Here is a 21,196-nt window from a genome sequence, read left to right as displayed (position 1 = left end):
CGTCAGCTGTCCTTGCGGAGGGCGTGGGCGAGGAGGTCGAGGAAGGAGCGGTTGATGAGGCTCGACTCGGCGGGCCTGAGCGGACGCCGGGACAGCATCGCCGCTTGGCCGTAGAGGGCTTCGGCGCTGGTGCGGGCGAGTTCGGGCTCCGTGATGGTGACGGCCGTACGCACCAGCGGGTTGAGCTGGTTGAGGATGAGCTGGGCCCGCGGAGCCTCCTGGCGCAGGGCGCCGAGGATGTCGCCCCACACGCCGCCTTCCTGTTCACGGGCGAGCTGGGAGCGGGTGCGCTCGTGCCGGGCCTCGCGGCTGTCGACGAGGAGGGCGGGCGCGGAGGCGGGCTGGAAGGCGCGCAGGGCGACGTCGCAGTCGAAGACGGCGAGAGCGTCGCGGGCCTGGGCGAGGTAGGCCGCGGCGGCCAGCTCCGTCTCCCGGTCGACGGGGTCGAGGTGGGCGGTCAGGGTCGCCGGGTCGAGGTCCGCGACGCTCGCCTCGGGCCTGATCTCCGGCAGCCGGTGCACGAGTTCACGGTCGTACGTGTAGCCGCCGTTGACGACGCCGAGTCCGGCGGCCGAGGCGATCGCGGCGACCTGCCGGAACTCCTCCACGCTCGACGTGACGAGCACCGTGCGGTGGGTGCGAGCGAACTCGTCGAGCGTGGCGTGCCCGTCGGTGGTCTCGAACGGCAGCCAGGGCAGCAGCATCCGCAGGATCTCGTCGTCGTGCACCGCGAGCGACTTGACGGCCAGGTGATGCACCTGGAGGAAGCGGGCGAGCAGGTCCGGGTCGCTGGCGGCGGCCCGGGCGATCCAGTCCCGCAGCCGTTCGGCGAGGGCGTCGCGGACGGCGGCGAGGGTGTCGTCCTCGTACAGGGACTCGCGGGACGCCGTCGGGCGCAGGCTCTCGGCGTCGACGACACACCGGACGAAGAACGCCCATTCGGGCAGGATCTCCTCGGCCTGCTCGGACAGCAGCATGCCCTTGACGTGCACGCGGTGGCCATGGCGGCGCCCGGCCGGCACCGTCTCGGGCAGCACGCAGGCGATGCCCTTCAGGCCCACGGCCGGCAGGTCCAGCTCGATCGTGTCCAGCGGCTTGAACCCGAGGACGTCCTCGCCGTACGCGGCCAGGGCGCGCGAACGGGATCCCGGCGTGGGGTACGTGACCGCCCAGGGTGCGGGTTCGGGGTTGACCGGCGCGGGCGTGCCGCCCGTCCCGTCGGTGAAGGTCACCGGGTGGCGCAGCAGCGAGCCGAAGTGCCGGGCCAGCGCCTGAACCTGGACCGGCCGGGTCCAGTCGCCGGCGTCGGCGCGCGGCGTGAGGGTGACCGTGGTGCCGGGCCGGGGGCGGGCGGACGCGGGCAGGGTGCGGACGGTGTAGCTGCCGTCGCCACGGCCCCGCCACTCCACGGCGGCCGCGTCGGGGGTACGGGCCGAGCGGCTCAGGACGTGGATCTCGTCGGCGACCAGGAAGCAGGACAGCAGACCGATGCCGAACTGGCCGATGAAATCGCCTCGTTGCTCGGCGATCTTCTCGGCGCGCTTGCTGCTGCGGCCGATCGTGGCGAGGAAGGTGTGCACATCGGCCTCGGTCAGACCGACGCCGTCGTCCTCGACCCGGACCACCGAACCGTCGGCGTACAGGCGGATCCCGAAGGCGTCGGTCGAGGCGCCCGGTTCGAGGGCGTGCCGGGCGGTCAGCGCGTCCACCGCGTTCTGCAGGAGTTCACGCAGATAGACGCGGGGGCTTGAGTAGAGATGGTGGGAGAGGAGGTCGACGAGGCCCCGCAGATCCACTTGGAAGGTGCGGTCGTCGCCCGCCGGGGTCGCGGCGGTGTCGGGCAGTGTCATCGGGCAGTCCGGAGGGGAGTGGAAACGGGGCGGCGGGATCGGCGTGCGCTCGGGCGCGACAGTGTTGCTGCGGGATCGGCGTGCACTCGGGCGCGCTGGTTGTGGTGTGCGCTCAGGCGCGGCGGTGATGGCGGGCGAACTGCTTCTCGGGCTCCGCGAAGTACGTCCACGGCCAGCTGGTGTACGCGCCGTCGAGTTCCTGGAAGACACGCCGGACCGTGTGACGCTCACCGGCCAGCGACAGGGCCATGGCGAACATATTGAAGTCCTGCTGCCAGCCCGGGTGCCGCGCATAGGCGGGGTGGAGGATGCTGTGGTCGGCCGCCTTGCGCAACTCGGCCTGGATCGCCGGGGTTTCGAGACAGTTCCCACGCTCCGACTCGACCCAGTCCTCGATGTGCGCCATGGCGATCACACAGCCGAGAGAGTGCCCCTGCGGGGCGCGGCCGAGCGCGTCCCGGGCGAACGCCAGCGCCTGGCCGGGATCGCCGCCCCAACGGGGCTGCAACTGCGACACCCACTCGATGTGGGTCTCCAGATCCAGCGGGTCCCGGCGCAGAGCGGCGTCGAGCCGGGCCTCCTTCACGCTCGAGGGCAGTGACATACCGCGCGCGGAGGTGAGGAGACGGCGCCACGGGGTGATCCACTCCGGCCGCAGCTCGGCGGCTTCCAGCAGTTGCTCCTCGGCGATCACGAGCCGCTCGCGGAAGACACGCCACTGCTCCTGCGTGACGTTCGCCGCGCGGTCGCTGGTGCGGGCCTCCCAGCCCCAGCTGATGTGGCGCGTCCCGGATATCAGCAGAGCCGTCGCCCGGTGCTCCTTGTCCTCCTCGACGGCACGCCCGATCCAGTCCTGCACACCGTCCAGCTCCGCCAGCTCGGCGAGCACCCTGTGGTCGCGGCCCGGATCGAAGGGGGACAGCGCGGCCTTGACGGCCTCCCAGTCACCGGCGTCGGCGGCTTCCACCAGCGCGAGCACCCGTACGTCCCCGAGCGCGCGCAGCGTGTGCACCCCGTTCCTGCCCCTGCGCGACACCGGGAGCGTGTGCGGATCCGCCGCCGGTCTCTCCGCGTCCTTGCCGAACAGCTTGCCCCACATGCCGTACCCTCCCCTGGTCCTTCATGATCGTCCGGTGCAGCATAAGCGGACCTACTGACACCGTGGCCACAGAGTTTCCGCGGGTCCTCCACGGGCCCGGATCCCACGCCGCACCGGATCTCGGCCCCGGTCCCGCCAACCGGGCGAGGCGACGGACGGAACGGCATGGTGCGAGGGCTTGAACAGGGCGGCGAGGCAGGAGCGGCTTCCGCGAGTCGTCGTCCGTGTGAGAGAGCTCTGCCGGTTCCGGTGCCTCCGCCAATGCCAGTTGCCGGCCGTCGGTGTCACCGTTCCCGTATGCGCCACCACCACCGGCGCCCGGCCGTCCACTCGCAGGCCCAGCCCGGATCGGGAAGCGTGCGTCGTTCGAACTCCGCGTCGATCCGCTCCACCAGCCGGCCGAGATCCGCCCGGGCTCCCCTGGGCAGATGCCGGAGAGCCACTTCCAGGTCGTCCCGGCCGTCCTCGTTCTCGATGCCGGGACTCTCACCGGAGCCGGTCAGATATTGCCCGGGCTGCTTGAACGCCCACGCGAACCGGTCGAGAGCGACAGCGACTGCGTTCAGGTGCAGGTAACGGGACTCAACGCGTCGCACAGCGGCCCGAGTTCGAGCCGATACGCCCGGGATCCTGAGGACGGGTGCGTGTTGGGGCGGCCGCCATCGCTCGTCGCGGACGGCCTTCGGGCGCCTACGCGGCATCGCCCTTTCGGATCAGAATCATGCGGGCATTCTGCCAGGGCCAAGCCCCCCGGAGTCGGGCGCGGGCGAGGATGGTCAGGTGGCCCAGGGCAGTCGGACGGCTTCGATCTCCGAGTCGTCGAGCAGTGCTTCGACGAGTTGTACGGGGCCGGCGACCTTTGTGGCCCACAGGTCATAGTCCGTGCAGACGATCCAGGACCGGTCTCGGGACCAGAGGTTGGACGGGCTTCTGAGATGTTCCTCGGGGTGGTCGTACAAGACTTTGGCGTCCGCGAGCCTGCCCGTGCGGATGCGTGGGTTCTCGTAGTCCCCGTCCGCGCGCAGCAGCGGGCTGTAGTACGCCAGGCAGGGGGTGTCGGCGCCCAGACGGCTGTGCTCGGTGAGGACGTCGATCAGACGGTTCCAGTCGGCTCGGGCCAGATGGCCTTCGGACGGCGCCTGGATCGTGGCCGGCCAGCTTCCCGACTTGATTGTGGGGAAGGAAGTGTGACACGGAAAGCGCCCCTCGGGCACCACCGGATCACCGATCCGCCCCGCGAGTTCGGTCCATCGCAGTCTGTGCCAACGGGGGCCGGGGCGTTCGCCCGCGAAGTCGTCGAGTACGTCGGCGGGGTCGAGGCCCGGGAAGACGTCGCGGTCACCAGAAAGCAGGGCCCGGTCATAGTCGTTCAAAGACATGTCGTTCGGCCCGAGCTCGTGCTCGTACATGGTGTGCAGTACCCAGGCCGCGTCGGGCGACGCCGGCGGCATGAACCCGGTGAGTCCGTCGTCGGCGGTCAGGTCTCGCAGCGCGTCGGCTTCCCGTGACTCGGCGAAGGGCCCCCGTGCGGCCGCTCGTGCGGCGGGTGTCTCGTACATCCGCCCAGCATCGCACCCGTGCTGACAGCCTTCCCGCGGCGGCCAGGTGGTCGGTCATGAGGTCCTCGCGGTGTTCCGTGCGCGGTCCCGCGCGCTGGGGTGATGGTGCGCGGGACCGTACGTTGCGTATCACCCACGAAGTCCGGCGCGCGCCGGGAGTCGTGACCGCTCGGCCGTGTCAGGTTCTTCAGCCGCGTCGGACCACTTCCTCCGCGTCGCCCTCCTCGAAACCCCGTCGGGCTGTCGGCGTGGCCCGTTCCGGCTCGGGGTGTGCCTGGCGTACGCGCTGGTCGGCGATGGCCAGCAGCAGGGCGATCACGCTCATTCCGACGGCGGTGAGCAGCCCGAGCTGAATGGCCGTCACGGAACGGCCGTGGTTGGCCTGATGAGCGAAGTACACCGCGCCCACCACGGCGATCCCGGCCGCCGAGCCGATGCGCTGCCCCGTCTGAAGCACGCCGCCGGCCGCGCCGGCCCGCTGCACGGGCACGCGCGTGAGGGTCAGCGTCGTATTGGGGGAGACCGTGAGGCCCGAGCCGAGCCCGCCCACGACCATGGGCAGGGCCGTGGCCCATCCGACGCTCTCCAGCGGAACCAACTGCACCGCCACGACCACCCCGAGCAGCCCCACCACCACCAGGAGCAAGCCGAAGACGACCAGCTTGCGTCCGTGGCGCATCACCAGCCGGCCTCCGACGGCGGCGCCGACCGCGGACGCGGCCGCGAAGGGCAGCACCGAGACACCGGCCGCCAGCGCGCTGTATCCGGCCGTGTTCTGCAGGAACAGGGAGTAGACGAAGAAGACCGTGGTGAAGCCCGCGAAGTAGGTGAGGCTGATCAGGGAACCCAGCGTGAAGGAGCGCAGGGAGAACAGGTCCAGATCGACCAGCGGCGCCCGCCCGCGCAGCTTCTGGCGCCGTTCCCACGCCCAGAACCCGATGAGCAGCAGCGCGCCGACCGGCAGCAGGGCCCACTTCAGCCGCCCGGTCCACTGCTGCTCCTGAACCAGCGGCAGCATGAGCGCGAGCACGGCGGCGCCGAGGAGCAGTACACCGAACGGGTCGAACTCCTCCCGCCGGCCCGTCGACACCGGGAACCGGGGCAGCAGCCGCAGTCCCGCGACGAACGCGGCCACTCCGATGGGCAGGTTGACGAAGAACACCCAGCGCCAGCCCTCGTCGGTGCCCACGGCGTCGATCAGCACGCCCCCCACCAGCGGTCCGGCCGCCGTCGAGACCCCGATCACACTGCCCAGCAGACCGAACGCCTTGGCCCGCTCCGCGCCCTGGAACATCTGCTGGATCAGCCCCGAGGTCTGCGGTGCGACCATGCCCGCCGCCGCGCCCTGGATGAGCCGGAACAGCACCAGCCAGGAGGCACTGGGAGCGAGGCCGCACGCCCACGAGGCCAGTGTGAACAGGGCCAGCCCCGCCAGGAAGGCCTGGCGCCGCCCCCGCATGTCACCCAGCCGGCCCGCCGGGACGAGCACCAGCCCGAAGGTCAGGGCGTACCCGGAGACCACCCAGGACTGGGCGGCCTCCGAGGCGGCCAACCCGTGCTCCATCGAGGGCAGCGCCACATTCACGATCGAGGTGTCGAGCAGCGAGATGAAGCCCGCCGTCAGACAGACGGCGAGCGCCTTCCACCGCCGGTGGTCGGGGGCGGGCGGGGCTTGGACAGTGGTCATGGGGTCACGCTAAGCAGCCACCCCGCCCAACGCGGGGAATGAGCCGTTCCGCGCGCGGGTCGTAGCCGAAAGGGGGTGTACGAGGCGGTCGGCGGCACCCGCACGCGCCGCCAGGCCCGCACAGTCGACCTTCGCACCGCCGCCGCCCTGCCCCGCGCGCCGCTGTACCGCCCGCGTGGCCGACCCTCGCCCCGCCGCCGTACGCCCCGCGCGCCGTACCGCCCGCGCAGCCGACCTCATGGCGCGGCCGTACCGCCCCGCGCAGCCGAATCCCTCCCGGTGGTCGCCGGGAGCGCCGGAGTGCCACTGCGCTTGGCGCCTCTCACCGCGGGCCCGGGGCATGGGGCTCGGGCTACGGGACGTTCCAGGCGGCGATGAACGGCTCTTCGTCCTCGGTGGCCAGGAAGCTGAGCGTGCCAGGATGCGGATGGCCGAGCAGGCGCGCGGCGGAGGCGTCGAGGCCGAGCCAGCGTGCGGCGAGTACGCGCGCCAGATGACCGTGCGCGACGACGGCGACATCGCCGTCGCACAGCATCGGCCGGATCCGGTCCAGCACCGCGTCCGTACGCGCGGCCACCTGCTCGATCCGCTCGCCGGGATGGTCGGCGTCGCCGGGAACGACGCCGTCCCGCCACAGGTTCCAACCCGGCCGCCGCTCCCGGATCTGCGCCGCGGTCAGGCCTTCGTAGCCGCCGTAGTCCCACTCGACCAGGTCCGGATCGGGCTCGACACCCGTCAGGCCCGCCAGTTCGGCGGTCCGTGTGGCACGGCTCAACGGGCTGCTGAACACCGCGACCAGAGGGCGTCGGGCCACCCTCGGGGCGAGTGCCCTCGCCGCGGCTTCACCCGCGTCCGTCAGCGGAACGTCGGTACGACCGGCGTGCCGGCCCGACAGGCTCCATTCGGTCTGACCGTGTCTGATCACTATCAGTTCGCCCATGGCCGCGCACGCTATCCGATCTTGAGGAAACGGCCGCACGCTTCCGGCCAAGAGGCCATCACGTCAGGAAGAGGGCCGCCCCGTCCCGCCTGCTCCTTCGGGCCCGCAGGCCCAGTACGGTCAGCGCCGCCGCCAGCCAGCACGCGCCGATCAGTGTCTCCCAGCCGGCCAGTGCGGCGGTGTGCGCGCTCGCCTCGCCCGCCAGTACCTCCCGGATCGCGAGCAGTCCGTGGGTGAGGGGCAGTACTCGGCCGAACCCGGCGAGGACGGGGGCGACGGCGTCCGCGGGCACCTCGGGGCCGCAGACGATCAGCATCACCGTGAACGCCGCGTTGGACACGACGTTGCGCAGGTCGACGGTGGTCAGCACCAGGGATCCGAGGAAGAGGCCCAGGCAGTAGCTCGTCACCGCGACGAGGATCAGCAGGGCGGAGAGCAGAGCCACCGATGCCACGCTCAGGCTCAGTCCCGCCACCGGACCGAGGAGGAGAACGGCGCCCAGTCCGCAGGCCACCCCGTCCGGCAGCCAGAAGAGGCTCCGCCCGACCAGGACGAGCGTGGGACTGCTGGGCGAGGCGACCAGCAGGGGAAGGGTGCCGTTCTGGAGCTCCCAGGTGGTGGACGCGGTCGCGAACATGCCGTGCAGCGCGACGAGCGCCACCGCGTTGCCGACCAGGAGGTAGCGGGCCTGTCCCGGCCCGAGCAGGTTGCCGATGGTGGCGAAGAACAGAACCTGGGCGAGCATGCGGACGAACCAGCCGAGCAGCCAGGTCTTCCAGGTGAACACGGTGCCGTAGTCGGCGGCGCCGGCGCGTGCCGCCCAGCCGAGCACCCGTGTGCGACGGCCCGTCCTGATGCCGTCCGCGGTGCGGCTCATCGCAGCCCCACCGTCCCGTTCTCGCGTACGAGCCGTACGACCCGACCGAGGAGGAGCCATCCGCCCGCCCCGGTGAGGAGGCCGAGCCCGAGGACGACACCGGTGCGCCACGCGACGGAGGTGACCGCCGACGGGCCGAGCGCGTCGCGCAGCAGGTCGGAGCTCCAGGAGAGATAGATGAGGCGGCCGACGGGATGGGTCCACTCCGGCAGCCGGTCGAGCGGGGTGAACACCCCGCCGAGCAGCAGGACGGGGTAACTCAGGGAGTTCTGGAAGGTGCGGGCCGTCCGGGTCGCGACGAACAGGGCGGCCATCAACGTGGCGGTGCCCGCGGTGGCGACGGCGGTGGCCAGGAGCGCCACGGCGAAGACGCCGGGATGCGGTACGTGGGGGACGGTGTCGAAGCCGAGGATCGCGACGGCCGCGACCTCCAGCACCGTCAGCAGGCTGATCGCGGTGCTCACCCAGACCCGGCTGAGGACCACCCGGGCGAAGTCGACCGGCGCGGCGATCTGGAGCTCCAGCGTGCCGAGCCAGCGGTCGTTGTCCACGACCTCCCCGGAGATCAGCATGGCCATGCTCCACACGCCCATCAGGACGGGGGCGAGCAGACCGTTGGCGAGGAGGTCGGGGCGTTCGTTGTGCCGGATCAGGAGCAGGAACACCGCGGCGAGCAGCGGTGTGCGCACCAGGTCGATGAGGTAGTCGCGGTGGGTGAGCACCAGGCGTCCCTGGAACCGGCCGGCCGCCGCGAGCAGGCTCACCGGTTCACCACACTGCGCGTCTCGTTCCGGTGCACGAGTTGCAGGTAGACCTCCTCGAGGCCGGGCAGCTCGGTGCGGACCTCGGTCACACCCCGCTCGACGACGAAGGCGAGGACACGGCCCACGGCTTCCTTGTTCTCGACCGTGACGAGTGTGGTCCCGTCGTCGGCGGGTTCCGTGCCGAGGATCCCCGGGAGCGCGCGCACCTGGGCGACCAGGGGTTCCTCGGCTCGGATCCGTATACGATCCTGGCGCGCGACGAGGCGGGCGAGCGTCCTCGGGGCCTCCGCGGCGACCACCCGCCCGTGGTTGATCATGGTGACGCGGTCGCAGAGCACTTCGGCCTCGGCCAGGTCGTGCGTGGCGAGCAGCACGGTACGTCCCTCGCCCGCGAGCCGCCGGATGAGTTCGCGCAACTGCCGTGCGGCCAGCGGGTCCAGGCCGTTGGTCGGCTCGTCGAGGAGCAGGACGCGGGGGTCGCCGATGATGCCGCGCGCGAGGTGGAGCCGCTGGCGCATGCCCACGGAGAAGGTCTCCACCCGGTCGTCGGCGCGCTCGGCGAGCCCGAGTTCGTCGAGCAGCGCGTCGGTGCGGGCGATGCCGTCCCGGGTCGTCAGACCGTACAAGGCGGCCCAGTAGCGCAGATTTTGACGTGCTGTCAGTCGGGGGTAGAGGCCTCGTTCGCCGCCGAACACGATGCCGAGCAGGGGCCGGATCCGGCGGTGTTCTGTCGCGAGGTCGTAGCCGAGCACCCGGCCGGCTCCGGAGGTCGGCAGCAGCACCGTGGAGAGGATCTTCATCAGGGTGCTCTTGCCCGCCCCGTTGGGGCCGAGGAGTCCGTGCACCTCGCCCTGCTCCACGGTGACGGAGACGTCGTCGAGCGCGACGACGGCCGGGCCGCGCCGTGTGCGGTACTCCCGCCGCAACCCGCTTGTCTCTACTGCCGGTTCGCCGTTGCCCGGACGGGCGACGCCACCTCCGCCGTTTCCGCTGTCCGTCATCGCGCTCCCGTTCCCGTGGGGGTCGTCGGACTGGTGTCTGCCGATCGGCACGGAAGGATCACGTGCCGGGCTCTACCGAGGTCGAGCGGGGCTCCTCGACAGCCTTGTCGGCGCAGGGCTCCCCAGCGACCGGGTCGCCGCCGCAGGGCTTCCCGGCGGCCGGGGCGGTGAAGGGTTCCGCTGCGGCCGGGGCGGTGGCGGGTTCCGCGGCGACCGGGCTGCCGCTCGCCGCCTCGTCCAGCCACTCCTGCCGGGCGGCCCCGGACACCAGCAGGAACGAGCCGAGCGGAGTCCGTGCCACGAGATGACGTCCGACGTCGTCCAGCCGCAGCCGGTCGGCCGGTTCGTCGCTCAGAGGTACACCGAACAGCGGCAACCCCGCGCCGAGCAGTCGCCGCGCGCCGATGCCGCGGTGGGCCAGGTCGGAGGCGAGTGCCGCGAAGCGGCCGCCTGCGCCCTCGATGCCCGACTGGGCGAGCAGAGCGGGCGCCCGGACCGGGCTGCTCCAGCGCGCCGCGGTGCGGGCCGCCCGCAGCAGCCGAGCACGCACGGCGGCAGCCCGGCTGTGGGGCGGCGCCACGGCGGGACGCCAGCCCAGCCGGGCCATGGCGCGCCGGGCTTCCCGCCACTCCGGCCACAGACCGGTCCTGGCGAGGTCGGTACGCAACTGCCGTACGCCCGTGTCGTCGAGGTGCTGGAGCAGCAGCGCCAGGTCGAGCAGATCGCGGCTGCGGAAGGGGCGCTCCCACCGTTCCGCCACCAGGGCGACCGCACAGACGGCCAGAGGGGAGCGGGAGGGGCGGGTGAGCTGCCAGGCCGGGGCACGCACCTCGGTCACGATCTCCGCGGTGAACAGGCCGACGGCGTAGGGGTCGGGGGAGGGCTCGGGTGCCGGGCTGCGGAACTCGGCTCCCAGATGCAGGGGCACGGAGTCGCCGGTCCTGGCGGGGCTGACCGTGAAGGCCGCCAACTCCCATCCTGTCGATGTCAGTTGTTGTGCGCAGCCCCACAGGTCCGCGTGGCCCGGGCAGACGACGTCGAGATCACCGGCCGCGCGGAGCACCCCTGACGGGTAGAGGCCGGCGATGGTCATCCCCTTGAGGAGGGAGACGCCGGGCGCCGCCGTCCGCAGCCCGGACCAGACGCGGCGGTAGTGGTCGACGCGTTCCCGGTGCAGGCGCAGTTCGGCCGCCTCCGCCTCGGTGAGCGCTTCGCCGCCCTCGGCCCACAGGCTCAGCAGGGTCGCGGCGAGCTTGTGGCGGCCGTCGCGGGCGGTTCGCAATACGGCCTGACGCGACGTCGTCGGCCCGGCGTCCAGCAGGGCGAGGACGGTCGCGGCCGTCACCTCCACGTCCGTCGCCGTTCCGGTCGGTGCGTCTGTCAACGCCGGCTCCGCCCCGGTGCACGAAGGTGGACGGGGCCCCCGGGCCGGGGGCCTCCGCGGTGGCCGAGGAGGAATGCGATCAGGATCGCTGGAGGGCGAACAGGCCCGGATCCGGATCCCGATCGCATTCGACGGACGACTACTTGCCCGGCTTCGGGCGGACCTTGACCTGCTTGAAGGCGACACTCATGGGACCCTCCTTGATGTGGTCGGTCATGGAAAGTAGCCTCAGCGTATTGCCCTCGAATGGTGCATGACAATGATGCAACTTGCTTTGCATACAGCGGACTTGGCGTGCCGCGCGGGTGCCGTTCCGGCCCGGCGGACAAGCGGAATGCCGGAGGAGCATGACGGTCCACGCGTGGTTGAGGGCTCCCCTCACTCATGATCCGGTAAGGCGTCGCACCTATCCCGATGACGTGTATTTCCGGGAAATGGCCGCCTTGCTGGACGGTTGGGAGACGGAAAGGGCGGACCGCGCTCTGCTGCGGTCGACTTTCGTGATGTTCAAGCCGGACGCCGTCGTCGGGCGTCGTGTCGAGCCCGCGCTCGCCTTCCTGGCAGGGCACGGATTCGAGCCCCTGGGTGCTCTGACCGTCCGGGTCGACGCGCGGGTGTGCCGGGAGCTGTGGCGCTACCAGATCAACGCGGCGCCCCTGGCGGTCATCCGGGCCGTGGACATGATTCTCGAGTCGGGACCGCCCTGTGTCTTCGTCGCGCTCCGCGACACCCGGGGTCCCGAACGCACCGGGACGACCGCGGCGGAACGGCTCGCCGAGCTGAAGGGGTCGTCCAAGAACCGCTCGGTGGACGGCGGTTCACTGCGCGGGGCGCTCGGATGCGAGCTGATGTGCCTGAACTTCCTGCACGCTCCCGACGATCCGGCCGACCTGATCCGCGAGGTGGGCGTCCTGCTGCCCCGACGGCGGGAACAGGCACTCGCCCTCCTGGCCGCCGACGTGTCGCCACCTGGCGCGACCGAAACAGCCGCCCTGGCAGGCGAGTTGTACGCCACTCACCCGGCCCACCCCCTCACCCGGCCGGTGCCCTCCGGTACTTCCACCCGGCGTCAGCCCTCGGGTGACACCTCGCGCCGCCCGGCCGAACCGGAATCGCTGCTGGCCCGGGTGGAACAGCTCGCCGCGGACGCGGAGGGGCCTCCGCTGTGGGACCGCATCGTGATCGCCGCGGAACTGGTGGAGGGCCTCCCCTCCGAAGGCCGGCCGCTGATCGGGCCGCCGCCCGGCACCCGCCTCAGCCACCCCCGCGCCCTCCGCCCGGCCGGGCCCCCGGCCACCACAGCGGCGGACCGCTGAACACGCGAGCCCCGCCCGGCGGCTGAACGCACATGCCTGCCCGAGCCCCGAAGCCACAGGCCCTGAACGCACGGGCCCTGCCCCGAACCCTGGACGCCCGGCCCCGCCCGACCGAGAACCCCCCAATCACTAGGAGGAAGGCCCCGATGACCGACGCCGACATCGAGCTGCACGGCCCCGCGAACTGGGAAGGACCGCCACGCCGGTACGGGCCGGCGGCCCGCGTCGCCGTGCTCTCCGACGTGCACGCCAACATCCCCGCCTTCGACGCGGTGCTCGCCGAACCGGACGTCGCCGCCGCCGACTTCGTCGTCCTGTGCGGCGATCTGACGTGGGGGCCGCAGCCGCAGGAGACGTACGAACGGATCCTCGCGCTGGGCGACCGCGCCCTGTGCCTACGGGGCAACGCCGACCGCTACGCCGCCCAGATCGGTACGGCCGCGCGGACCGCTGACACCCCGCGTCAGTCGTGGATCGCCGCACAGCACTCGCCCGAGGCCATCGCCTTCCTCGACCGTCTCCCCTTCGGGCTCGTCGTCGAGATCGACGGACTCGGACCCGTGCACTTCTGCCACGGTTCGCCGCGCAGTGACCACGAGCTGGTCACGCCAGGGACACCGCCGGAGCGGTTCGCCGAGCTGTCGGCGGCCATCGACGCGCGGGTCCTGGTCACCGGACACTCGCACCTCCAGTTCGACCGGGCCGTGGCGGGCCTGCGCAGCGTGAACCCCGGCAGCGTCGGGCTGCCGTACCACACGGGCGAACCGGGCACCGCGTACTGGGCGTTGCTGGGCCCCGACGTCCGGCTCAGTACGACTCGCTACGACGTCGAGGACGCCGTCGCGCGTGCGCACCGCGTCGCCGACCCGGACTCGGAACGGTACGCGGACACCCTGAAGAACGCGCCCGATCCGGAAATGATCGTCGTGGAGGCGGAGAAACTGATCTTCGTCAATTGATCCGCCAGGGGTCGCTGATCCAACTGTCCGCTGATCCAACTGTCCGCTGATCCATAAGGGTCCGTTGATCCACAAAGGCCTGCTGGATAGGACCTGCTCGTTCGACGGAATTTCTCGTTCCGTCAAATTCAGGAAACAGAAAGCGAGTTGACGGCGGATTTCCGGCATGACGTTGACATGTGAGCTCGCGGTGTGCTGACCTGTGCATGCAAAATTGGCAAGTTGTTTGGCACGTTTCTCTGGCACCGTTCCCGGCAGGAGGAATCCATGCGAACAGCTCCACTTCCCAGCGCGAAAGAACCCACCGAGGTGACGCGGACGTCGACCCCGGCGCCCGTCATGCTGCTACCGCGCCTGGTCGAACGCATGATCACGGACCGGCAGGCCGCGCACATCGTCAAGTTCCGCACCACCTGCACCGACTGCGTGCCGAACTTCTGAGCACGGCGTCGCGCGTCGGCGGACAGTCGACAGCGTCCGCCGACCTGCGCGTGGTCACCGAAGTCGTCGCGGGCACCCTGCGCGCCGCTCCTCGGGGGCTGTGCGTCCTCGCGGTCGACGGCCTGTCGCTCGAAGTGGCCGAGTCCGCGTTCCGGCACGCACATATCCGGCCACTTCGCTCCACCTTCCCGAGCACGTCGACGACAGCCTGGCTCACCGCGGTCACCGGCACCGATCCCGGCGTCCACGGCGCCGTGGGCATGGTCTACCGCGCACCCGGAGCCGACTGCGTCACCCACCTCGTCACCGGGGAAACATACGCCTTCGGCTCCCCCAGCACCCCCGGCAGCGCGCTGCTGCACGCGGGACCCACACTCTTCGACCGCGCGGCCGCGTCGGGCCGGACCGCCCTCGCGATCGGCGCGGAACTGGAGCGGCTGACCGGTCCATGGGTGGACGCGTTGCTGCACGGCGCCCGGATCGTGCCGTCACCGTCCGCCGCCGCGACACCCACGATCGACCCGGTAAGCGTGGTCGAGCGGACCGTGCGTGAGGTCGAGGCCGTCCTCGCGCGCGCCTACGACGCCCCGCCGCTGCTGTGGGCCTACGTGAACCTCGACGACCATATCCACCGGTCCGGCTACGACTCCCGGCTGCGCGAGGCGCTGTCGCTGCTCGACACGGCGGCCGCCCGCTGGGCCGAAACCGGCTGGAGCGTCCTCGCCCACGCCGACCACGGCCAGGTGGAGGTGACCCCCGACCCGGTCTTCGCCGAAGCATGGGCACGCCTCGACGCCCCCGCCCACTGCCGTATGCCCGGCGGCGGAGCCGGCCGCGTCCGCTGGCTCCATCCGCTTCCCGGGCGCGAGGAAACCGTGGCCGACGCACTGCGCGAGGCGCTGGGAGACCACGCCCTCGTCCTCACCCCGGACGAGCTCCACACACGGGGACTGCTGCCCGCGACACCCGCCGTCCGCGCCCGCATCGGCGAGGTCGTCGCCCTGGCCACCTCCCCCCACTTCCCCGTCCCCGACCCCACGGTGACCTGGGAGCACGGATCCATCTCCGAGGGCGAGACGCTCGTACCGCTGGCCGCCTGGAACCCCGTACCAGAACCCGTCCCGGCCCTGCCCTGATCCCCCCGGAACCACACGACACGATAGGAGAACCCGTGAGCACGGTCGTGTTCCGCAACAAGACCGGTGGTTCGGAGACCCTCCACGCGACCCCGGGACAGCCCCTCCTGGACGTGCTGCGCCTCCACGGAATCCCGGCGAACGCCGTGCTCGCCCATCGCGACGGGCAGGTGATCCCCGAGGCCACGGCCGTCGTCGGAACCGACGACGTGATCGAGGTGCGCCAAGTACGCCATTACGACCTCGACGTACTGCGCCGGCCCAAGGAGCACGTCTACGCCGCGCCGGACCCCGTCTACACCAAGTCCGTTCTCTTCGACCACGGCGGCACCCTGGAACGGCGCACCGAGCAGTTCACCGCGGAGACCTTCGTGACGTACGTCGAGGAGACGTTCGTCCAGAGCATCGCGGCCGGAGCCACCATGCGGGCCGGAGACCGGGTCGTCATCGGGCTCTCCGGCGGCCGGGACAGCGTCGCCTACCTCAAGCTCCTCGAACGCACCCGCGGCCGCTGGCCCGAGGTCGACATGACCGCGGTGACCATCACCGGACTGCCCGACTGGGACGAACCCGCCACCTTCCGCACCGCCCTGGACGCCTGCGCGGGCCTCGGCGTGGACCACGTCGTCGTCACCGCCGACGACGTGGCCGAGGTGTTCAAGCTGCGCGAGCCCTTCGTCGACGTCATGAACAAGGTCGTCGCCGGCGAACACCGCAACATGAACATGGTCATCGGCCATCAGGTCCTGCGCCGCATGCTGGAACAGGAAGCCGAACGCCGGGGCGCCCCGGTCGTCGCGTTCGGCTTCAACGCCGACGACCTGGTGGCCAGCATGGTCACCTGGTTCACCACGGGCTACCGGATGGGCGGCATCCCGGTCCGTGAACTCGGCTCCCTGCGTTACGTGTTCCCGCTGTACCGCATCACCAAGAAGGAACTCACCCTGTACCTGGAGCTCGTCGCACCCGGCCTCAACCGCCAGGGAGCACCGGGCCGGTTCACCACCGGCTCCGACGAACGCTCCCTCGCCTACGCCGTGGCCGACCACCTCTACGACCTGTGGCCGGGCATCGACTACTACCTCTTCAACGCCTTCGAGAACGTCCAGCGCACACTGCTTCCCCTGGTCGACGACTTGTGCCGGGTCTGCGGGGGCCGGTATGTGCTCCAGGAGGGCGTGGCCAACCCCGCCGGCCTGTGCGACGTGTGCGGATTCCTGCACCGCCAGGAGGCGTTGCGGGCGGACGCCGTATGAGCGATGCCCGCCGCCAGGACAGTCCTCCCTGGTATCTCACCTTCTTCGGGGAGGACTTCTGGGCCGTCGCGGACCACGAGTACACGCCCGAACGCACCGCGGCCGAGGCCGGATACCTCGCCGCCGTCCTCGACACCTCGGCACCCGGACGCCGCGTTCTCGACCTGGGCTGCGGCACCGGTCGCCACGCCCTCGCGCTCGCCGCACGGGGGTTCAGCGTCACCGGGGTCGACTCCGGGGGATGGGCGCTCGGGCGCGCCGAGGCCGCGGCCGACGCGGCGGGCGTCCGGGTCGACTGGCTGCGCGTCGACCTGCTGCGCGAACAGCCTTGGCCCGTAGCGGAGTTCGACGCCGTCGTCTGCGTCCAGTCGTTCGGGTGGGGGAGTGACGCCCGCCAACTGCGGCTGCTCCAGGAGGTCCGCCGGGTGCTCGTCCCGGGTGGACTGCTGGTCCTCGACCACTCCAACGTGCTGGCCATCGCCGGAAACTATGTGCCGGAGGCCACGTTCGAGACCGAGGGACTGCGCGCCGACTTCCGTCGTAGGTACCGGGTGGCCTCCGGCCGCAGCACCGGCGAGATCGAGGTACGACGAGGTGACGCGGAGCCCGTGGTCATCCACGACGACGTGCGGATGTACCAGCCGGCCGAGGTGCGTGACCTGCTGACCCGAGCCGGCTTCACCGTCGAACGCGTCGACGGTGACTTCGCCGTCGGCCGGGAGCCCGCCCCGACGACGCGCTACGTCCAGTTCGTCGCCCGGAGCCCGGCCGACACCCCGGCGGCGATCACCGCATGGGAAGGGAGGCACGACACCCGCGCCTCCACGCTGGACGGGGCCCGTCCCTCCGCGCCGGACGAGGCCCGCGCCTCCACGCTGGACCTGCGCTGGTCGCCGGACGAGTTCGAGTTCGTACGACCGTGGGTCGACGCCGCTTTCCGCGGCGCGTACGACGACGGCGGCCTGGCCGAACTCTCGCGCGCCTACCCTCTGTCCGACCCCTACTCCGCGGACATGGCCGCACCCGTTCTGTCGGAGCACTTCGGACTGGACATCGCGCCCGGCATGGTGACCGCCGGGGCGGGTGCCACCGGTCTGCTGCACGCGTGCGCGGCGCTGGCCGCGCCCGGACCTGTGCTGCGACTGGCCGGCGGCCACCCGGACCTGCCCCGCTGGGCCGCCCGCCTCGGCGCCGAGACGATCACCACCCGGTTCGAGGACCTCGCCGCCGATCTCGACCGGCACACCCCCTCGGTCCTCGTACTGGACCGGCCCACGATCACCGGAGACCTCTTCGGAAGGGAGCGGCTGGAGGAGATCGCCGAGACCGCCCGCGCGTGCGGCACGACCGTCGTCCTCGACGAGGCGTACGCCGTCTACGCCGGGCCCGGCGCGAGCTGTGTCCCGGCGGTCGCCGAACACCCGAACCTGATCGTGTTGCGCAGCATGTCGAAGGGGTACTGCTGTGGCGGCCTCCGGGTCGGATTCGCTTGCGCGGCACCCGAGTTGACGCGGCGACTGCGCGAGATCACGCCGCCCCTCGGAGCGGGTGGGGCGGGTCTCGCCGTCGCTCTCCGCCTCCTGGCGCGGGGTGACGTCTTCGGCGCGCTGCGGACCCGGATCGCGGAGGTGAAGCCGCTCGTGGCGAGCGCCTTGCGGCGGGCCGGACTGAAGGTCACCGAAGGGGCAGGCTGTCTGCCGTGGGTGACGGCCGACGGAGAGCGGGGGGCCACGAGCGTGGTGTGGGAGAAGCGTGGGGTGCGGGTGAAGGAGATCGGCCCAGTGGGGGTCGCCTACGGTGCCGAGGGCGTCTCCGGGACCGCGTTCGGCGGGCGGTCGGGGGAGGATCCCGGTTCCGGCGGGAGGCCGTGGGAAGATCCCGGTTCCGGTGGCTCCGGCCGCCGGGACGGCCTCCTGTACAAGATCGCCGTACCGCTCTCCGAAGCCCGTCTGACCGCCTTCCTCGACGCCTTCGCCGATGCCCGGTAGCCTCGCCGACCTCGTCGCCGGGATCCATCACGGGATCGACGCCGACGAGGCGATGTGCTGGGTCGCCAGGCTCACCGAGTGGGACCGCTACCAGGGATCGGCGGGCATCGCCGCCGCGGCCGACTTCGTGGCGGGCGAGGCCGAGCGCGCCGGACTGGCCGGAGTGGAGGTTCTGAGCTTTCCCGCCGACGGCCGCACCACGTGGTGGACGTTCACCGCGCCCTCGTCCTGGACCCCGCGCGCCGCGCACCTGTCGGTCCCGGGCCGGCCCGCGCTGGTCGACTATCCCGCCCAGCCGTACACCCTCGCCGCCCACTCGGCCGCCGCGCACACCGAAGCTCCTCTCGTGCGCGCGCAGGACGACGGGTGGCCGCCGGGCGCGGTCGTCCTGGTCCCCTCGGCCGCGCGACTCGACGCGAAGCTCCACGCCCGGATACGCCACGAGCGGGCGATCGGCTTCTGCGTGACGACCGGCCCCTCCCGGCCGGAGGCCGCGGGGCGCCTCGAACTGCCCGGCGGCAGCGCCTTGTTCGGGTTCAGCGTGGTGCCCGGCCAGATGGACGTACTGGACCGAGCCCACAGCCGGGGCGAGCGGGCCCGTGTGATCGTCGACGTCGACACCACCCCCGCCCGGATGCCGGTGGTCGTCGCCCGAACCCCGGCACGAGACGCCGACCTGTCGCCGTCGTCGTCGCTGTCGCCCGACGCCTGCCTGATCACCGCCCACCTGTGCCACCCCGCCCCCGGCGCCAACGACAACGCCTCCGGAGTCGCGGCCGCCCTCGCGGCCGGGCGCGTCCTCGCGGCCCGCCCGCTGCGCCGCCCCGTCCGGTTCCTCTGGGCACCCGAGTTCGTCGGACTCGCCGCCTACGTCCACCGGCTCGTGGAGGAAGGCGGAGGACCGCTGCCCACGATGGCCGTCGACCTCGACATGGTGGGCCAGGACCAACGGCGCTGCGGAGGCCCGCTGATCGTCGAACGCAGCCCGGAGTACCTCCCGCACTTCGCCAACGCCCTGGTCGAGGCCTGTGTGCGTGCCCTGCCGGCGGCCGCCCGCTCCTACAGCGGAGCCGTCGGATGCGACGTGTGGGGCTGGCGTTCGACCCCGTTCGTCGGCGCCTCCGACCACGCGGTCCTCGCCGACCGCGCGATCGGCTGCCCGGCCGTCCAACTGGGCCACTGGCCCGACCGGTTCAACCACTCCGGCGCCGACACACTGGACAAGGTCGACCCGCAGGAACTGCGCAGGTCCGCCGCGATCGCCGCGTCCGCGGCCGCCGTCGTCGCGACGGCAGGTGCCCCCGAGGCCGACCGGCTCGCCCACCTCCTCACCCGCTGGACGGCACGCCGGATGACCGCCTGCCTCCCGCCCGACGACGACCCGCTCGCCGCGACCTTGCTGACCCGCCACGCGCGGTACGGACGCGACGCACTGGACACCCTGCGGCCCTTCGGCGCCGACCCCGGCGTCCTCGACCGGCAGGCGTCCTTCCTCGACGGTCTGCGCCACACCCTCGCGGCGGCCTGGGACGACGTACCCGTGGAGCGCCACGGGGGCCCGCCCCTGCGCCGGGCATGGCCGGGTCCCTTCAACCTCCGCGCCCTGATGGGAGCCGTGAACGAGTCCGACCGGCGGTGGTTCTCACGCCGCCTCGCCGAGGACCGGGGCCGGTTCTACGCCTCCGCGATGGCCCTGGCTCAGAGCGTCGACGGAGTGTCGGGCACGGCGGACGTGGTCCGAACAGCTCGGCTCGACGCGGGAATCCGGTGGGAGCCGGGCTTCGGGGAGCGCTTCCTGGCCGCGATGGCGGGCGCGGGCTGGGTGAAGGAAGGGGAGGGGGAGGGAGAGGGGGAAGGAGAATGGGCAGAGGGAGGGCAAGGGATGTGAGCGCGCCGCTCATCACCGTGACGGTCACCGAATCCATCGACGACGTGGACACCGCCCAGTGGATTCAGGTCGCCGCGGCGGACACCGCGCCCGTCCACTACACCCCCGCGTACCTGCGGGCCTATCAGACAAGCCCGTTGAGCCCGATTCTCGCGGCGCGCTATCTGACGGTCTCCGACGCGGGCCGAACTCTCGCCGTGCTGCCGTGCTACCTCCAGAAGGAGGGCGACCCGTACGGCTTCCTGCGCGCCGTCGGCATCGAGGACACCGACGGCCCGGCGCTCCTCGGGCACAACTGGTACTGCTACGACACACGTGTGCCGGTACGGGCGACGAACCCCGCACAACGGGCGCGCGTTCTCGGAGCCGTGCTGGACGCGCTGCGCGAACTGGCCGCCGCCGACGGCGCCTTGACCGCGGGACTCGTCAGCGTCCCCGAGGGCGACCCGGTCCTCGACGTCGCCCAGGACAAGGGATGGCGGGTGGCGCCGATCGTCACCCGCTACCAACTCCCGCTGCACAGCGCGGAGGGAGACCCCTTCGACTCGTACGACTCCTATCTCGCGACCCTCGGCGCCCGCACCCGGCGTACGATCCGCCAATACCTGCGGCGCGCGGCGGACGCGGGTGTCACGACCGCCGTCGAAGCACCCCGCCCCGACTTCCTGCGCACGGTCGGCGACCTCACCCGCCGTACGGCGGCCAAGTACGGCAGCGCCGGAATGTATCCCGAGGGCGCCTTCACCGACTTCGTCATGGCCCTGGGCGACAACGCCCGTGTGGTCCGCGTCGACCGCGGTGGTCTCACGCTGGCCGCCGCGGTCGTCCTTCTGGACGAGGAGCGTCTGCACATGTGGGCAGGCGGCACCAGCCACGCCACGTTCGACGGCTTCAGCCCCAACTACCTTCTGTGGGCCACGGAAATCCGCACGGCCATCGAGTGGCGCAAGCGCTGGGTGGAGGGCGGCCGCAGCAACGAGCCCATGAAGACCCGCCACGGCATGAAGCCCCTACGCCTGTACGCCTGCGTCACCCCGTCCGGGGCCTGACC

General features: G+C 71.9%; 18 protein-coding genes. 8 read left to right on the top strand and 10 right to left on the bottom strand.

From position 1 onward, the window contains the following. Positions 1–2: 2 nt before the first annotated feature. From ACFXGX_RS05745 to ACFXGX_RS05700, 10 genes are all read right to left on the bottom strand, one after another. Entirely contained in the window at positions 3–1,850 is a 1,848-nt protein-coding gene (locus tag ACFXGX_RS05745) for an HSP90 family protein (RefSeq protein WP_384785063.1), read from the bottom strand. A 112-nt stretch (positions 1,851–1,962) separates the two neighbouring features. Next, positions 1,963–2,949 carry a hypothetical protein gene (locus tag ACFXGX_RS05740; RefSeq protein ID WP_384785060.1) on the bottom strand — a complete coding sequence of 329 codons (987 nt, stop codon included), beginning with the start codon at positions 2,947–2,949 and terminating at the stop codon, positions 1,963–1,965. A 284-nt stretch (positions 2,950–3,233) separates the two neighbouring features. Beyond that, the gene (locus tag ACFXGX_RS05735) at positions 3,234–3,545 is read right to left on the bottom strand and encodes a hypothetical protein (protein WP_384785058.1); all 312 of its coding nucleotides are present in this window, start codon (positions 3,543–3,545) and stop codon (positions 3,234–3,236) included. Positions 3,546–3,725: 180 nt separating this feature from the next. Next, positions 3,726–4,508 (bottom strand): hypothetical protein, encoded by a 783-nt coding sequence (locus ACFXGX_RS05730; RefSeq protein WP_384785055.1) that lies wholly within the window; start codon positions 4,506–4,508, stop codon positions 3,726–3,728. A gap of 187 nt (positions 4,509–4,695) precedes the next feature. Then, the gene (locus ACFXGX_RS05725) at positions 4,696–6,195 is read right to left on the bottom strand and encodes an MFS transporter (RefSeq protein ID WP_384785052.1); all 1,500 of its coding nucleotides are present in this window, start codon (positions 6,193–6,195) and stop codon (positions 4,696–4,698) included. A gap of 352 nt (positions 6,196–6,547) precedes the next feature. After that, complete coding sequence (locus ACFXGX_RS05720) at positions 6,548–7,135, bottom strand: histidine phosphatase family protein (RefSeq protein WP_384785049.1); 588 nt, start codon at positions 7,133–7,135, stop codon at positions 6,548–6,550. A gap of 58 nt (positions 7,136–7,193) precedes the next feature. After that, complete coding sequence (locus ACFXGX_RS05715; RefSeq protein ID WP_384785046.1) at positions 7,194–8,012, bottom strand: ABC transporter permease; 819 nt, start codon at positions 8,010–8,012, stop codon at positions 7,194–7,196. Beyond that, entirely contained in the window at positions 8,009–8,776 is a 768-nt protein-coding gene (locus ACFXGX_RS05710; RefSeq protein ID WP_384785043.1) for an ABC transporter permease, read from the bottom strand. The genes ACFXGX_RS05715 and ACFXGX_RS05710 overlap by 4 nt, the downstream gene beginning before the upstream one ends. After that, the gene (locus ACFXGX_RS05705; RefSeq protein ID WP_384785040.1) at positions 8,773–9,777 is read right to left on the bottom strand and encodes an ABC transporter ATP-binding protein; all 1,005 of its coding nucleotides are present in this window, start codon (positions 9,775–9,777) and stop codon (positions 8,773–8,775) included. Before ACFXGX_RS05705 ends, ACFXGX_RS05710 begins: the two co-directional genes overlap by 4 nt. Before the next feature lie 58 nt (positions 9,778–9,835). Continuing rightward, positions 9,836–11,161: a nucleotidyltransferase family protein gene (locus tag ACFXGX_RS05700; RefSeq protein ID WP_384785037.1), complete on the bottom strand. Its 1,326-nt coding sequence runs from the start codon at positions 11,159–11,161 to the stop codon at positions 9,836–9,838. Positions 11,162–11,595: 434 nt separating this feature from the next. Here ACFXGX_RS05700 and ACFXGX_RS05695 point away from each other — a divergent pair, with 434 nt between their 5' ends. The 8 genes from ACFXGX_RS05695 (at position 11,596) to ACFXGX_RS05660 (ending at position 21,194) form a co-directional block, all read left to right on the top strand. Continuing rightward, positions 11,596–12,477, top strand: coding sequence for a nucleoside-diphosphate kinase (locus ACFXGX_RS05695; protein ID WP_384785034.1), 882 nt, complete (start codon positions 11,596–11,598; stop codon positions 12,475–12,477). A gap of 146 nt (positions 12,478–12,623) precedes the next feature. Continuing rightward, positions 12,624–13,436, top strand: coding sequence for a metallophosphoesterase family protein (locus ACFXGX_RS05690; RefSeq protein WP_384785031.1), 813 nt, complete (start codon positions 12,624–12,626; stop codon positions 13,434–13,436). A 267-nt stretch (positions 13,437–13,703) separates the two neighbouring features. Then, on the top strand, positions 13,704–13,877 hold the full coding sequence (locus ACFXGX_RS05685) for a hypothetical protein (protein ID WP_384785028.1): 174 nt from the start codon (positions 13,704–13,706) through the stop codon (positions 13,875–13,877). 50 nt (positions 13,878–13,927) lie between these two features. Further along, complete coding sequence (locus tag ACFXGX_RS05680; RefSeq protein ID WP_384785025.1) at positions 13,928–15,013, top strand: alkaline phosphatase family protein; 1,086 nt, start codon at positions 13,928–13,930, stop codon at positions 15,011–15,013. Positions 15,014–15,048: 35 nt separating this feature from the next. Continuing rightward, a complete protein-coding gene (locus ACFXGX_RS05675; protein WP_384785022.1) occupies positions 15,049–16,269 on the top strand; it encodes a hypothetical protein in 1,221 nt (406 codons plus the stop codon). Next, entirely contained in the window at positions 16,266–18,257 is a 1,992-nt protein-coding gene (locus ACFXGX_RS05670) for an aminotransferase class I/II-fold pyridoxal phosphate-dependent enzyme (protein ID WP_384785019.1), read from the top strand. Before ACFXGX_RS05675 ends, ACFXGX_RS05670 begins: the two co-directional genes overlap by 4 nt. Next, complete coding sequence (locus ACFXGX_RS05665) at positions 18,247–20,145, top strand: DUF4910 domain-containing protein (protein ID WP_384785016.1); 1,899 nt, start codon at positions 18,247–18,249, stop codon at positions 20,143–20,145. The genes ACFXGX_RS05670 and ACFXGX_RS05665 overlap by 11 nt, the downstream gene beginning before the upstream one ends. Further along, positions 20,142–21,194 carry a GNAT family N-acetyltransferase gene (locus tag ACFXGX_RS05660; RefSeq protein ID WP_384785013.1) on the top strand — a complete coding sequence of 351 codons (1,053 nt, stop codon included), beginning with the start codon at positions 20,142–20,144 and terminating at the stop codon, positions 21,192–21,194. The genes ACFXGX_RS05665 and ACFXGX_RS05660 overlap by 4 nt, the downstream gene beginning before the upstream one ends. Positions 21,195–21,196 lie beyond the last annotated feature (2 nt).

Origin of the sequence: Streptomyces sp. NPDC059371, assembly GCF_042751995.1 — a bacterium.
Classification (GTDB): Bacteria; Actinomycetota; Actinomycetes; order Streptomycetales; family Streptomycetaceae; genus Streptomyces.
Note: the sequence above shows the minus strand (reverse complement) of the source record. Positions and strands in the feature narration are given on the sequence as shown.